The organism is Streptococcus parasanguinis, from assembly GCF_001069785.1.
Taxonomy (GTDB): domain Bacteria; phylum Bacillota; class Bacilli; order Lactobacillales; family Streptococcaceae; genus Streptococcus; species Streptococcus parasanguinis_T.
In genome coordinates this window covers 1-14,583 of the sequence record NZ_JVSR01000027.1, presented here as the reverse complement: position 1 = coordinate 14,583, position 14,583 = coordinate 1, and the positions used below count along the sequence as shown (strand labels likewise).

The window sequence follows — 14,583 nt, the reverse complement described above, 5'->3', positions numbered from 1 at the left end:
GAAGCGAAAAAAACGAACATTCTGATTTACAGAAGGCCGTTTTTTCCTGATTATTTTATTTTTGGCAGAATCATTCCCGTATTTATCCCTGTTTTTACTAGTCGAGATTCGGTTTATAGAAGGAACGATTTTCCATAGCAAAGATTTTATTGGTCATTTCGCCAGGACCAATTAAGCCAAGTGCTGTTGTCATCATCATCATTTCCGCATCCAAATTATCGATCATATGAATAATCTCTGCTTCCATGATCTTTGGACGAACAGGACTACCGTATTCGAGCAAGCCATGGTGACTCAAGATCACATGGCGAAGGACGATGACTTCTTCTTTTTGGTCATCAATCTTCAAGTCTTGCAAGACCTTGGTGATTTCTTCATCGATCAGTGCAATGTGGCCGATGAGGTTGCCCCGAACAGTGTATTCTGTATTTTCAGGCCCCGTCAACTCGATCACCTTGGCCAAATCGTGTAACATAATCCCTGCAAAGAGCAAGCTCTTATTCAACTGAGGATAGATATCGCCGATACTATCTGCCAAGCGGACCATGGTTGCCGTATGATAAGCAAGGCCTGCTTCAAAGGCATGGTGGTTGGTCTTAGCAGCTGGATAACTATAAAACTCTTTCTCATATTTCCCATAGAGGGCCCGGACAATCCGTTGCCAGACTGGATTTTCAATTTTGAAAATCATGTTTGACAGGTATTCATGCAATTCCTTGGGATCTACTGGTGGTTTTTCCTTAAAGTCTGCTGGATTGTTGGGCTCTCCTGCTTGGGGCAAGCGCATATTCAATTGATTAACTTGCGGGGTATTATTGTAAACTTCTCGACGTCCAGACATATGGACCACGCGCCCAGCCATAAAACTCTCTACATTGTGAGGTTGGGCATCCCATAGTTTACCTTCGATTGTACCGGTCTCATCCTGGAAGACAAAGGCGAGGTAGTTTTTCCCGGCCCGCGTTTGACGCACTTCTGCTGACTTGATCAAATAGAATCCTTCGAACAATTCATCTTTTTTCATTTGGTTAATTTTGACCATCATCTTCTCCATCTTCTATATATACATCTAGTCCCAGCAGGTCCTCATCGCTTTCGATTTGGCGGAGTGTCCGCTCAATGGCACTGGTCCGTCTGGTTAGCAAATCATCAATATTATTGGAAGCATTCTTTAAATGGCGCTGAGTCTTGGCCAGAATCCCTCCAAACTTATGGAATTCTGATTTGACCGATCCCAACACCTTGCTAATGTCATCTGCACTCTTTTGGATGTTGAGCGTTTTAAAGCCAACAGACAAGGAGTTCAAGAGGGCTGATAAGGTACTTGGCCCAGCCACTAAAATTTGTTCGTCCCGACGCAAGCGATCGAAGAATTCTGGATTGCGAACCACTTCGGAATAGAGGCCTTCAGTTGGCAAAAAGAGAATTCCGAAATTCGTTGTCGCTGGTGGAAAGAGGTATTTTTGTTGGATATCCTTAGCAAAACGCTTGATACTAGCAAGAAGGGCCTTGCGGTAACGCTCGATCTCCTCTTTCTCTCCTGATTCATAAGCTTCTTCCAGACGATAGTAGTCTTCCAGTGGGAATTTAGAGTCAATCGGCAGATAGACTGGCTCCTCTCCTTGTCCTGGAAGCTTAATAGCATACTCCACGCGCTCACTGGATTGGGGAACGGTGACAAACTCCCGCTCATACTGGGCTGGGGTCAAGATATCTTCAATGATTTGACCCAGCTGCAATTCGCCCATAATCCCACGCGTCTTGGTATTGGAGAGAACTTTATTAAGGGTTCCGACATCCCGCGCCACCGTCTGCATTTCTCCTAGCCCTTTGTTGACCGACTCCAATTGTTTTGAAACCGTCTCAAAGGAGGTCTGTAAGCGGTGCTGCAAGGTTTTCTCCAATTTTTCTTCTACCGTTTGGCGCATCTGTTCTAGCCGCACTTCATTGGACTCTTGGATCTGGCGCATGCGCTCATCTGTTTTGTCCCGATTTTTAGTAAAGTGCTCGTTCATCTCAGCGCGCAGAGCCGTCGTCTGCTGGTGGATCTCCACTCGCATCTCGGTTAAACGATCTGTCAGAGCGATCTCTAACTGCTGATTGGCAATCTGGCTTGCTTGTCTTTCTTTTTCAAAACGATAGTCCAACTGGTCTGTCAAATGATCCTCATGGTCTTCCAGCAACTCTCTTAAAGCCGGTCTTGTATCATCTGACCGTTGCAAGAGATAGATGAGGAGGCCCAGATTGAGCAGGCCAATCAGAAGCAGAATGATATTCATATTAACCTCTGTCTTTACTATAAACAATGACAAGATAGCCACGGTCAAGACTCACTTGAATCGGTTGATCCAAAAATTCATTGGAGCCATACATGGCCTTCAAAAAATAATTCTCCTGATGGAGCGGATACTTGGCTCCTGTAATCTCTAGGTGGCCTTGTCCGACAGGCATAAAGCCAACATAAGACATGGCTGGATCTGGCTGAATCTCATGGCAACCAGCTGGTCTGTAGATCAAGCGATTTTGACCATCGACTAATTGGATCTGCTCCATGTAGGGAGCTAGGTCTGGATCGGTCGGCAAAAAGATATTGGACAAAAAGTGATCCAAGCGACCACCAAAGGCACCGTAAACAGTGACAACAGCATCTGGATAGGCCTCAAAGACCGCTTTCAAGGCCAATTCCAAATCCGTATCATTCTTTTCAGGAACGGACTGAACAACCTGCTTGGCTTGGGTTCGGATCTGATGCAAATCAGTCTCAGAGACAGAATCGAAATCCCCCACAGCTATATCTAAAGGCAGGCCTTGTTCCAGTAACTTCAAACAGCCACCGTCGACACCTACGTAAAGCTCTTGATCTTTTGGCAAGAGCGTGCTGTCACCTCCTGCCAGTATTGCGATGTTACCCATTTACAGCATCTCGGAGCGTTTGAACGCGCTCATTGACCTCCCCATTAAAGACATAAGAGCCCGCTACAAAGACATTGGCCCCGGCTTCTTTTGCTTGGGAAATACTTTGAGCATCAATTCCACCATCCACTTCGATATCAAAGTCTAAACCTTTTTCTTCACGAAGAGCGACTAATTCGCGCACCTTGTCCATGGTTTCAGGCAAGAAGGCTTGGCCACCGAATCCTGGATTAACGGTCATAACCAAGACTTGATCCACCAAGTTCAAGACATGTTTGATACTGTCTACAGGAGTCCCTGGGTTGATCACGACACTAGCCTTCACACCCGCTTGACGAATTTTTTGAAGAGCTCCGTGGATATGAGGAGTAGCTTCCACATGGATGCTGATGATGTCAGCACCTGCACGGGCAAATTCTTCGATATGGTGTTCGGGATTGGTGACCATCAAGTGGCAATCAAAGACCAACTTGCTATGCGGACGCATGCTCTCTACGACACCAGCTCCAAAGCTGATATTGGGCACAAAATGGCCATCCATGACATCGATATGGGCATAGTCAGCTCCAGCTGCTTCTAAGCGTTTCAATTCACTTTCAAAATTGGCATAATCTGCACTCAAAATTGAGGGTGCAATTTTCATTGTTTTCATCGTTGTAGTGTCTCCTATTTTGGCATTTTTTTCGAAACTTTTTTATAGGTTTCGCGACGGTTTTCAATCTCACTTAGAAATTGCAAGTAATCCTCATAACGGAAAGGCGCAATTTCCTCTCTTTCAACGGCTGGTTTCACCGCACAAGCGGGCTCATGCGTGTGGGTACAGGTACGAAATTTACAAGAGTGGCTCACATCGGCGATCTCTGGGAAGGCTTGATTTAAGTCTTCGCTGGTCGTCACTTCATAATCGAGGGAGGAGAAGCCAGGCGTATCTGCGATCTTTCCTCCATTTAAATGGTAAAAGCTGACAGCTCGGGTCGTGTGTCGACCGCGCCCCAGACTATCTGAAATCTCACCCGTTTCAAGCTCCAGATCCGGAGCGATTTTATTGAGCAAGGTCGATTTTCCTACACCGGTCTGTCCCATAAAGACCGTGGTTTGATTGGTCAAAAGGGGCAAGAGTTCCTCAATCGACAAGACAAAGTCGTAGCCAATAGCCTGATAGATTCCTTGGTAGTATTGGATGTCTTCCATATCTTCTAACAAGTCCAGTTTTGAAATATAGACAATGGGATGAATCCCCTTGTGCTCCAAAAGAACCAGAAAACGGTCTAAAAGATTGGCATTGAAATCCGGCTCCTTCGCTGACATGATCACTACTGCCTGATCAATATTGACAATAGGAGGACGCACGAGGCTATTTTTTCGAGGCGCAATGCTCAAAATGTAGCCTTCCGAATTCTCTTCAGCAGAGAACTCCACCTGATCCCCCACATAAGGAGTCTGTCCTTTTTTTCTAAAATTTCCACGAGCCCGTGTCTGGTAAATGTGACCGTCTGACTCCACGTAGTAGAAGCCAGCCAAGGCCTTGACGATTGTTCCTTGCAAATCGCACTCCTTTGAGATTAATACTATCTATTATACCAAAAAATGAGAAATAAGGCTGGATTGCTTGATAATAAAAAACGAAAAGTGAACCTCTCCGAACGCTTTTAGAAACGAATAGGTTCGTTTTTTAAACGGATAGAAACAGAAGACGGAGTATCCGTTATGACTTGTCTTTTAGCAGAATTCGGGAAAGGGCACCTTCCTTTTTTTCCTTGGCATTTTTCCTAAAAAGTGTATAATAGAACTATGCGGAGGTGGTGGAACGGCAGACACGCATGCTTCAGGCGCATGTGCCCCTTCGGGCGTGAGGGTTCAAATCCCTTTCTCCGCATCTTGGAAAGGTGGCCCAGCTCGGTACGGCACCGGACTCGAAATCCGGCAAGTGGATTTTTATTCACGCGCGGGTTCAAATCCCGTCCTTTCCTTCTACAAAAACAAGACATGAGCTACGAAGCTCATGTCTTTTCTGTTATTTTATTCCTACTTCTAGAAGGCCATCTGCTAGGCGAGCGAAGTCTTCTAAGCTCAGAGCTTCTCCTCGTACAGAAGGTTGCAGGCCTGCAGCTTGGATTCCTGCTTCCAGTTTGGCTTTGATTTCTTCGGTCTTGCCAAAGCGACTAGTCAAGTTGTTCCAAAGTGTTTTGCGGCGGTGGACAAAGCTAGCCTTGCTGACAGAGAAGAAGAAATCTTCATCTTTGACAGCTACTGCTGGTTCTTCGCGACGGACCATCTTCAAAATGGCAGAGTCGACGTTTGGTGCTGGCACAAAGACGGTGCGAGGCACGATAAAGGCTACCTTAGCAGTCATATAGTATTGGACTGCAATGGATAAAGAACCATAAGCCTTGGTGTTGGGCTCAGCCGAGATGCGGTCTGCCACCTCTTTTTGCATCATGACCACAAATTCTTGGAAAGGAATCTTGGATTCGATCAAGTGCATGAGGATGGGAGTTGTGATGTAATACGGAAGGTTAGCCACCACCTTGATCGGAAGGTCTGGATTTTTAAACTCTGCGATGTACTGGTTGAGGTCTACCTTGAGGATGTCTTGGTTGACAACTGTGACATTATCAAAATCCCGTAAGGTATCCGCCAAAATAGGAACCAAGCGGTCATCGATCTCAAAGGCCATGACTTCTGCGGCATTTTCTGCCAAGAACTCAGTAAGTGCCCCAATCCCAGGACCAATTTCGATGACATTGACCTGCTTATCGATCTCTGCCGTATCCACAATTTTTTGAAGGATGTTGGTATCGGTCAAAAAGTTTTGACCGAAGGATTTTTTAAAGGTAAATCCGTGACGCTCCAGCACTGCCTTGGTCACGCTATAATCTGCAATTCTCATGTATTCTCTTTTCTATTTATTAGCTAAAAACAATATATAAAACCCACATAATTCCTAATGCCAACAAAATCCAAAACACTAAAAGAACACGAGACTTGTTCCCTTGTGAATCGGCTCCAGTCATATCGATCGCTTTCTTATCTTCTTGGGGGTTCATTTTCTTCAGTTCATCCTGATAGGCAACCGAATCTAGAATATTGTCTTCTGGCAATAATTCTGAAGCATAATAATCAGGAAAGCCCATAGCAAGACCAATTAAGTTCTTTTCTGTCAAAGAAAAATCTAAATCTTTGGGTTGATTTTCCCGAATAGCTCGTATATTTTTTAACAGTTTATCAGAAACAACAGACACTTGGTCCATAAAAACAACATCTAAGACATCAAATCCGAGCACATCACCATCTTTTACGTTTGCAAGAATATAACGAACAAAGGCATCATATAATTGTAAGGTCTGAGAAGCATTTTCTTCTAAAAAAGACCGATTTTGGAGGGCGTTTTGCTGGAATTTTTCAATAGGAAGCAAGATATCTACATTCTGCTCTTGGTAAAATCTTTCTGCTTGTTCTTCATCTTCTTCAAGTTCTTCTGCTGTTTCCCAGAGAGCAATAGGAGCTTTTAAATCTTCTTCATCCCAAAACAATTGCCAAAAATAAGGTATCGTGTAAATTCCCTCTGTTAAGATACGAGCTTCATCTCCGTTTTTTAAGTAAATATAACTTCTATTCGCCATTCCATTTCCTTTCAAAATCTTTGAAAAAGGGTAGTGGTTCAGGTAAGATGTAGATAAAACTATATAGTTTCCCAATGAAAGAAACTCTCTAATCTTTATCTCTGCCTTCTAGTTCCTCACTAAACTTTTGCATTTCCTTAAAAGCTGTTAGGCTAACATAGGCACCCGCTTCATAATACTCCGTTGGATTTATGGCATAGTCAAAGCCTTCAATCATGCCACCAGCTTCTTCAATCATGCCATTCCACTTTTCATCAAAGACCATTCGCAGACGTTTCCAATCAGTAAATACTGGCACAGAATTGCGCCCATCTTTTCCTTCTCTGACTGGGATGCTGAACTTAGCGTCTTCTTTCAATACAAAGGAGTTGGCTCCCTGACTCTTATCGGGGAATCCCGAAGTAGCATTTAAAGGAATGAGGAGTTTGGCTTTTGGCATGGCTGCTGAGAAGAATTTATAATAGAGCTTATATATTACTTCTTCGTCATCTGTTGTAGGCTTATCCATCTGCCCCATCAACAGCATCCATCTTACAATATCAGGATTCATAACAGGAACTTGTATCTCTGGTAGGTTCGAAAAATCTGGTTTCTGAACCAAAACAGAAGCACTAATGCTGACTTCCTTGGTATTAAAGGCTGCTCCCAAAGCTCCATTTAAGTAAAAGGCTGTCCCAAGAAAATTCTCAATTCCTTTTTTATCTGCTGTATTTTCAATCAGTTTCACAACTGAATTTGGTCGACGATCAATGGTTTCCTTAAATTGGTGATACCAACGCGGCGTATATAGCATGATCATCGGGTCTGAACAGAGATAGCCCTCTTCACCTTTATCATAGGTCGTTGAGAAAAGATACGCTTCCCCCGTTTTTTCTGAAAAGACCGCGTAAATCGAATCTGCTGCTAACAACTTGTCCTTGACGATTTCTGCTAGGCGTTCTAGCTTTCGAGTGTTAGCTTGATAGCTTTCTTCACTTTCAGTTTTCTGATTTTGACGGCACTCCCATAAAAAGAGGCGCAATATTTCTATGCTATCATCAAGACTAGCGGCTTGATAGTCTTCATTGGACATTTGACCTTTTTGGACAATTACAAACGCGTTATAAAGAGCATCTGTATAGCTTGATAGCCGTTGTTCCTCATCGACACCATAACTATAGAGAACACTTCCCTTTTTAAGATTAACCAAGGAAGTTTCCATATCGATGACCAAATGAGCTAGAGATTCATCCGTGAGAACATCTACATCCTTATTTTGATTAATGAGTTTTTTCACGACTACAGAACCAAGAGCGTCCATACCTTGATCGGGATTGCAAAATTGCAGACAATCCCCAACCTTGAGTCCGCCCTCTAAGCTCCCAATAATCAATAACTCATTCGTCTCCTTTATCGGAAATAGTTCTAGAACTCCCAAGCATGTTTTGTCAATTGACTCTACTGTTTTGTTTGTTGCTTCAGTTGTTTCTGTCTTTTTTAAAAAATCGAAGATTCCCATAAATTATCCTCATTATCTACACTCATAACAAATCCTATGGAGTCACTTTTCTAATGCTTGCAACCAAGCCTGATTAAACCGTATATACTTACTTCTATTGCGTCATCTTCCCCTTGCTTTTGGGGGAGTTTCTCAATTCTCATAACTTTTCATGGTAGCTTCAACCTCAGCCAAACTAATTCCAAACAACTCCAAGCGTTTGAGTAATTGCTTGCCATTGCAGTAGCCGATGCGCAAGGCTTCTCCTAGATATTCCCGCCGTTTGCGACTATCGCTTCCCATCAACAGTCCAAGCCGCATCAAGTCGGTCTTTGTGATATCAAAGAAATTTTCATCTTCGTAAGACCCGACCAGTCCAGCTAGGGCTTTTTCTAAATCTTCAAAGTTCGCATGCTCCACTCCAAGAGAACGCCCCTTGGTCTTGGATTTGGGGACTGCTTCACCACGATTTAAAAAGGCATGTTTGGCTTGGGGCACCTCTTGCATAATGATCTTGCGAATGCGCTCGCCATTATAGTCTGGATCGGTAAAGACAATGACCCCACGCAACTCTTGCAAGGTAGCAATTCGTTCCAAGTCATCTTGATCGATCGCAGAGCCTCGCGTTTCATAGGTATCCACCTCATAAAAACGACGGAGATTGGCTGTGTCATCCTTGCCCTCCACGATAATCACTTCCGGTATTTTTCTTTTCTCAGTCAAGGCCAAATACCTTTCTTGCATTGTCATAGGTTGCCTGAGCCACTTCTTCTGTTGTTAAGCCACGTAGTTCTGCAATAAAATCTACCACATAACGAGTGTAGGCTGTTTTATTTTCTCGACCACGTTTGGGAACTGGTGCCAGGTAAGGGGCATCTGTTTCAACCAAGATCTTGTCTAACGGAAGGCCAGCTGCCGCTTCTTGGACATCTGTGGCTTTCTTAAAGGTCACCACTCCAGAAAAGGAAATCATCATTCCCAAATCCATGAAGCGTTTCGCTTCTTCTAAACTTCCTGAGAAAGAATGCATGATCCCACCGCGAGGACCAACTCCTTCACTCTTGATGATGCCATAAGTATCTTCTAAAGCATCGCGTGTATGCACCACAAAGGGGAGGTCCAAGTCCTTAGACAATTGAATCTGACGACGAAAAACCTTTTCTTGGACATCTTTTGGTGCCGTCATCCAGTGGTAATCCAGACCGATTTCTCCGAGTGCGACAACTTTTGGATGTTTTAGCTGTTCAAGTAAATAGGCCTCCACTTCAGGAGTATAATCGCCTGCCTCAGTGGGGTGCCAACCAAGCGTGAGATAGAGTTCTGGATGCTGGTCTGCCAACTCCATGGCACGCTCAATCGTCGGTTTGTCAAAACCAACGATATTGTGGGCTACAACACCCATTTCCTTGGCCAAGTCGAGCTCTTCTTGTTCTTTTCCTGCGAATTCTTCCACATTGAGATGGGTGTGGGTATCAAAAATCTGCATGATCTTCCTTTTCTTCCGAGTTTTTCTTCTTTCTATTATAGCAGAAAGCGCCTCTAAATTCACTTTCGGACAAAACAAAAACCAGTAGTCTCGAGTTTCTACTGGTTTTTAGGTTTTTATCTGAATTAGGCAGCCAAAACTTTGCGTCCTTTACGACGACGAGCTGCCAATACGCGACGACCATTTTTAGTTGCCATACGGTGACGGAAACCATGTTTGCGCGCACGACGAAGTTTACTTGGTTGATAAGTACGTTTCACGATGAATACCTCCTCATAGATTTTGTATTCGTTTAGCCGGCTAGTTGTGATCAGTTACTAAACATACTTTACTATTCTATCGGATTCGACTCTATTTGTCAATAGCTATGGCAAAATTGTTGCAAATACAGGTCGGAGAACACCTTTCTACACCTGACGGGTTGCCAAGTAATAGGGTTCCAGAGCCACCAGCGCCTCTTGCAACTGATCCAGGATATTCTCTAGGGAACTCTCCTCAACTAGAGAAACATCGTATTTGACGAGGACCTTACGAACCGTCCCTTCTGCTACTCCTTGCAACAGATCATGGCGATTCTTTTCTGTTCCTTCTACCCTTTGACTCTCTCCATTTTTCTGGGCGAAATAATAAACTGGCTGAGTGATGGGAAGGGTGAGAACCTTGTGTTGTTTTTGAAGGCTCTGCTCATCTTTTTTTCGCTCGATAAAGCTCACCTCTAAGGAAACTCCAAAATCAGCTGCATCCCCATAAAGTCTCAAGGCAAACATGGGCTCTGCCATCGTCCCTTCTCCTTTTAGATAGGCCCAAAAATGAGGCCGCAAGACCTGGGCCTGGTTCATCCATTGGCTAGTCCGATCCTGCTCCAAGTAAGGGTGACGCTGCTGAAAGGCTGAGACTAAATCGGTGAATTCCTTACGAGCTGCTTGAGCTAGGGCACGATACTGCTCCATCTCTGGGGCTAGCACCCCAGCCTTTGCTGGGGCCTGGTAGTGAATTCCTTGAAGCTTTAAAAACTCTCGAATCGCTGCAAATGCCATTTGCTTCCTTTCTAAACCTAAAAAAGGAGAGATCGGCTCAATCCCGTCTCTCCCTTATGGGAAATAATAGCTAGATTATCCTTCAATGTCGACAACTACATAACGGTTTGGTTCTTCCCCTTCAGAGTAGCTAGTGACTCCTTCCATCTTAGAGACGATCCGGTGAATGATTTTGCGTTCACTGTTTGACATCGGATCTGTCTGTTGGGCTTGCCCATCTTCGAGGGCACGCGTTGCCAACTTCTGAGCATAGCTTTGAAGAACTTCCGCCCGGTGTTCTACATAGTCATTCACATTAATGGTAATGTAAAAATTCTTTGAGTAGCGGTTATAGAGGTAATTTTGCGCCAAAAGTTGAAGAGCCTTCAAGACTTTTCCGTGGTATCCAATGACACGTCCCGGTTCATTGGTATCAATTTGCATATTGACCGTACGGCGGTTGTGACTGCTTGAGATGGTTGCATCCACATCCATTTCATCGACCACTGTTTGAACATAGGCTGTCACATCATCTACGACTTCTTCGATATTGTAGTTTTCCTCTACTTCGATACCAAGGTTTGAGAAATCAGACTCATTTGATTCTTTTGCTACTGGTTCTTTAACTTTCTCAAGGATATGTTCATGCCCTTTTTCTTCAAGAACGGTATCTGCTTCTTTGTCATGTTTGAGGATTTCTGTCTTGATTTCTTCAGAGACAACTTCTCCTTCTTCTTCGACCTTTTTGATCGCTGCAACGACGCGTCCGAGATCGACCGTTGCTTCGCTCACTGTCTTAACCGGCTCGTTTTGCGCATTGATTTCATCTGGGACACCTTTGACGGCTTTTTGATTGGCTTTCACAACCGTTGTTTCTGCAATCGGCTCAATCTCAACCTGGGCTGGTTTTTTCCCAAACAAGCCAAGAAAACCTTTCTTCTCACGCGCTACAACTGTAATGTGTGCCTTCATACGGGGAATATCTAAATCGTTCAGGCCTTTTTGAATCGCTTCTTCAACAGTTGCTCCAGTATATAGGACCATATGTCCACCTCTTTCTTATTTTTTTTTCTGTGCTTTGTTTAGGGCACGGCGTTTTTGTTTTTCCATGTCTCGCGAAGCTTGCTCTTTTGCTTCACGCTCTGCGATAATCTTGAAGGGGTTGTTCAAGAGATAGGTCTGTCCGACTTGATAAGCATTGGAAGTCACCCAGTAGAGTGCGACCCCGCTGGCTGAGAACAAGGCAAAGAAGAAGATCATCACAGGCATCACATACATCATGGTTGTCGCACTACCATTGCGCTCTGGCATGGCTTTATTGGTCAACCAACTACTGAAAAATGTGAAGAGAGCTGCAAGAACCGGCAAGATGTAAGTCGGGTCAATCGCGCCAAGGTCCAACCAAAGGAAGTGACCGACTTTAAGGAATTCTACACGGCTCAGCGCTTGGAATAAGGCCATCAAAACCGGCATCTGAATCAAGAGAGGAAGAAAGGCTGAAGATGTTTTGACGCCTTTTTCCTTGTAAAGGGCCCGCATCTCTTCAGAAAGCTTGGTCCGACTATCTAGATCCTTTCCAGGATACTTGGCTTGCAATTCCTTGAGTAGGGGTTGAATTTCCTGCATCTTGCGGGTTGAATTCATTTGATATTGGAAAAGCGGCAAGAGGACCGTCCGGATCACAATGGTAAAGACGATAATCCCCACACCGATACTTCCGCCAAATGACAAGAAGCGAATGGCTTTGGCAAAGAAGTAGACGAAGCGTTCCCAACCACCTGTCGACTGAGCTGTCACTTGAGAAGTCCCACAAGCTGTCAAGACCAATAAGGCTGCTCCTAATAATCCAGTTAACTTCAGTTTCTTTTTCACATTATTCCCTTTCTTGGTAGACATGCGCTAATTTTAAGACATGTACAAGATTTTTCTCAACTTGATGGAAGTCGAGCTCCTCCACTCCTTTACGAGCAATGACAACAAAATCATCGGTCGTAAGGAAGGCTTGGTGTTTGATCAAAACATGGCGAATCAAACGTTTGATGCGATTTCTAGTCACAGCATTTCCCAGCTTCTTACTAACAGACAGGCCGACTCGAAAATGCGGTTGGTCTTTGCGCAAGCGGTAAACAACGAATTTCCGATTGGCAACATTTTGACCACTTTTAAAAATAGCATTAAAATCTTTGTCACGTTTGACGCGGTAGCTTTTTTTCAAACCTCCACTCCCTCTATTAAATTTATTCTATTATACCATATTTTCAAAAAAAACCAATCTCCCTCAGGAAATCGGTTGCTACTTGAACACAGATAAAAGCAAAGGCAAGGTGTAGTAAAGATTGAGCAAGATATGGCCTAAAATCGGAGAAAGGAGCGTCTTGCTCCGATAATACAGGGTCCCAAAAATCACACTCGGTAGGAGATAGATGATACAAGCCCCTAACGAAAAGGGAGTATGGAGAAAATGCAGGCCACTGTAGATGAGGGCTGGAAGCCAAATCTCTGCATAGAGTTTCCAGCCTTTGAAGTAGGCATTTACCAAGGCTCCACGAAAGATCAGCTCTTCTGTCACCGGCCGGATAATGACCATTGCGATCACCAGGATGAGCACCCCTGTGGAACTTATTTCCCGAGGAAAGAGACTCAAAACGGCTGCCCGTCCTTGAACAAAACCACTGATGAAGTAGTCCAACCAGTAGACCAAACAGGCTGCAAAAATGGCTTCCATCAGAGCTTGAAGAGGGTTTTTCCCCAGCTTAAACTGCGCTTTTTTAGAAAAACGATAGACCAAAAATCCTGCAAAGGTTGCATAGAGCCCTTCTAGGCCAAATAAGGTCCAATAATAGCTATTTGCGCTTGCTAGACTAGTAGAGACATACTGGGCCAAGGGGCGAAACTGAGGCCGGATATAAAAATAAAACAAGAGCAGAAAGAGGGGATAAAGCAGTGAGAGCTTTCCTTTGATGAATTTCATAGAGACCTTTCTTATAGAGTATGACAAATCGTATAGTGCATCTTACCATAATCGTGACAAGGTTTCAATGAAAAAGGATGCCTTTCTACTCTTTAAGATAAGCTACATAACCTCCTAAGACAGCGACTAGAATCAAGAGACAAAGAAGAGTTTCCATCCATACGAGAACTGTCAAGAAGGGCAGTTGCAACAAGCCTTGGGCCATTTTTAAAGAGGTCGCTGTGATGACCGTTGGAAAGGTAAGAGCTGAAAAAGCGGGTTGAAAACCTTCTTTGATCATTCTCGGTAGACGCGTCAACACAAAGAAATAAAAACCTTGTGAGGCAACTACCATGATCAGTAAGAACCAGACAGGAAGGCTCGCTCCACCCACACGAACCAGAGCTGCTAAAAGAAGGGAAAAGGGAGCGCAATAGATGCCTTCTTGGCCCAACAGATGACTGGGCAAGGGGGACTTCTTCAAATCATGATAGATAAGGGGATAAAGAAGAAAGGTCAAACCAAAACCAATCACTAAAGCGAGATAAGCAATCTCTCTTATTCCTACAACTGGATAAGTCAAGGCTGCTACTGCAATGCCCACATAGAGAACGGTCCAACTCGGAGTGGCATTGGCTCTTGGTCGCGCTAGGACATGGGTCTTGGTAAAATAGAGAATTAAGCCTAGATCCAAGAGAAAGGCTGACCACCAAACCAACTGTGATAGACCTCCAAAGGTGGGAAAGAGGCGTAAAAGATAGGTGGATAGAATCATCCCTGCCATGGGAAAGGTCGCCATCCCAGATAATAGGGCTGGTTGTTGGAGTTCTATCTTGGTTTCTTGCCAGCGAATTGCATGATAAACCACAAAGAAAAACCAGAAGAACAAACCTGTCAGACTAAAGGCGTGAGCAAGGAAGGGTAGCGAGTCTGCAAGAAGGTTTCCAGCGCCAACCAGTCCTAACAGACAGCCTGAAAATACTAAGGGGATCTTTTTCATCGGAAGCTCCAATCATGTTGTCGCTTTCAGTATACCATAAAAGAGAAGGAAGCAGGATCAAAAAGAGTGTGGGACAGAAATCGGTAATTCGTTAGAATTCGATTTCGTCGTCCCACCT

General features: G+C 44.1%; 17 protein-coding genes and 2 tRNA genes. 2 read left to right on the top strand and 17 right to left on the bottom strand.

Annotation, left to right across the window (positions count from 1 at the left end):
* Positions 1-97 precede the first annotated feature (97 nt).
* The 5 genes from ADG03_RS01800 to rsgA are packed head-to-tail and all read right to left on the bottom strand — an operon-like array spanning position 98 to position 4,458.
* Entirely contained in the window at positions 98-1,042 is a 945-nt protein-coding gene (locus tag ADG03_RS01800) for a 3'-5' exoribonuclease YhaM family protein (RefSeq protein ID WP_037608119.1), read from the bottom strand.
* Complete coding sequence (locus ADG03_RS01795) at positions 1,029-2,279, bottom strand: DNA recombination protein RmuC (protein ID WP_023919228.1); 1,251 nt, start codon at positions 2,277-2,279, stop codon at positions 1,029-1,031. The genes ADG03_RS01800 and ADG03_RS01795 overlap by 14 nt, the downstream gene beginning before the upstream one ends.
* Before the next feature lies 1 nt (position 2,280).
* The gene (locus ADG03_RS01790; RefSeq protein WP_023919229.1) at positions 2,281-2,913 is read right to left on the bottom strand and encodes a thiamine diphosphokinase; all 633 of its coding nucleotides are present in this window, start codon (positions 2,911-2,913) and stop codon (positions 2,281-2,283) included.
* The gene (rpe, locus tag ADG03_RS01785) at positions 2,906-3,565 is read right to left on the bottom strand and encodes a ribulose-phosphate 3-epimerase (protein ID WP_023919231.1); all 660 of its coding nucleotides are present in this window, start codon (positions 3,563-3,565) and stop codon (positions 2,906-2,908) included. Before rpe ends, ADG03_RS01790 begins: the two co-directional genes overlap by 8 nt.
* Before the next feature lie 14 nt (positions 3,566-3,579).
* Positions 3,580-4,458, bottom strand: coding sequence for a ribosome small subunit-dependent GTPase A (gene rsgA / locus ADG03_RS01780; protein ID WP_023919233.1), 879 nt, complete (start codon positions 4,456-4,458; stop codon positions 3,580-3,582).
* A gap of 248 nt (positions 4,459-4,706) precedes the next feature.
* On the opposite strand from rsgA, the gene ADG03_RS01775 reads away from it, so the two are divergent.
* Positions 4,707-4,789 (top strand) — tRNA-Leu (locus tag ADG03_RS01775).
* A 4-nt stretch (positions 4,790-4,793) separates the two neighbouring features.
* A tRNA-Ser gene (locus ADG03_RS01770) sits at positions 4,794-4,883 on the top strand.
* Between the two features lie 44 nt (positions 4,884-4,927).
* Here the strand turns inward: ADG03_RS01770 and rsmA are convergent.
* From rsmA to ADG03_RS01710, 12 genes are all read right to left on the bottom strand, one after another.
* Complete coding sequence (rsmA, locus tag ADG03_RS01765; protein ID WP_023919235.1) at positions 4,928-5,803, bottom strand: 16S rRNA (adenine(1518)-N(6)/adenine(1519)-N(6))-dimethyltransferase RsmA; 876 nt, start codon at positions 5,801-5,803, stop codon at positions 4,928-4,930.
* 19 nt (positions 5,804-5,822) lie between these two features.
* The gene (locus ADG03_RS01760) at positions 5,823-6,536 is read right to left on the bottom strand and encodes a hypothetical protein (protein WP_049471809.1); all 714 of its coding nucleotides are present in this window, start codon (positions 6,534-6,536) and stop codon (positions 5,823-5,825) included.
* A gap of 88 nt (positions 6,537-6,624) precedes the next feature.
* Positions 6,625-8,034: an SseB family protein gene (locus tag ADG03_RS01755; RefSeq protein ID WP_049471810.1), complete on the bottom strand. Its 1,410-nt coding sequence runs from the start codon at positions 8,032-8,034 to the stop codon at positions 6,625-6,627.
* A gap of 132 nt (positions 8,035-8,166) precedes the next feature.
* Entirely contained in the window at positions 8,167-8,757 is a 591-nt protein-coding gene (gene rnmV / locus ADG03_RS01750; RefSeq protein WP_192832127.1) for a ribonuclease M5, read from the bottom strand.
* Positions 8,729-9,499 carry a TatD family hydrolase gene (locus ADG03_RS01745; protein ID WP_049471812.1) on the bottom strand — a complete coding sequence of 257 codons (771 nt, stop codon included), beginning with the start codon at positions 9,497-9,499 and terminating at the stop codon, positions 8,729-8,731. The genes rnmV and ADG03_RS01745 overlap by 29 nt, the downstream gene beginning before the upstream one ends.
* 125 nt (positions 9,500-9,624) lie before the next feature.
* Positions 9,625-9,759: a 50S ribosomal protein L34 gene (gene rpmH / locus ADG03_RS01740; protein ID WP_003003086.1), complete on the bottom strand. Its 135-nt coding sequence runs from the start codon at positions 9,757-9,759 to the stop codon at positions 9,625-9,627.
* Positions 9,760-9,906: 147 nt separating this feature from the next.
* Positions 9,907-10,536 (bottom strand): hypothetical protein, encoded by a 630-nt coding sequence (locus ADG03_RS01735; protein ID WP_049471813.1) that lies wholly within the window; start codon positions 10,534-10,536, stop codon positions 9,907-9,909.
* Positions 10,537-10,611: 75 nt separating this feature from the next.
* Positions 10,612-11,559 (bottom strand): RNA-binding cell elongation regulator Jag/EloR, encoded by a 948-nt coding sequence (jag, locus tag ADG03_RS01730; RefSeq protein WP_049471814.1) that lies wholly within the window; start codon positions 11,557-11,559, stop codon positions 10,612-10,614.
* 15 nt (positions 11,560-11,574) lie between these two features.
* Positions 11,575-12,387, bottom strand: a complete 813-nt coding sequence (locus ADG03_RS01725; protein WP_049471817.1) for a YidC/Oxa1 family membrane protein insertase — start codon at positions 12,385-12,387, stop codon at positions 11,575-11,577.
* A gap of 1 nt (position 12,388) precedes the next feature.
* Positions 12,389-12,730 carry a ribonuclease P protein component gene (gene rnpA / locus ADG03_RS01720; RefSeq protein WP_003002960.1) on the bottom strand — a complete coding sequence of 114 codons (342 nt, stop codon included), beginning with the start codon at positions 12,728-12,730 and terminating at the stop codon, positions 12,389-12,391.
* Positions 12,731-12,808: 78 nt separating this feature from the next.
* A complete protein-coding gene (locus ADG03_RS01715) occupies positions 12,809-13,486 on the bottom strand; it encodes a CPBP family intramembrane glutamic endopeptidase (RefSeq protein ID WP_049471815.1) in 678 nt (225 codons plus the stop codon).
* An 85-nt stretch (positions 13,487-13,571) separates the two neighbouring features.
* On the bottom strand, positions 13,572-14,465 hold the full coding sequence (locus ADG03_RS01710; protein WP_049471816.1) for a TDT family transporter: 894 nt from the start codon (positions 14,463-14,465) through the stop codon (positions 13,572-13,574).
* Between the last annotated feature and the right edge of the window lie 118 nt (positions 14,466-14,583).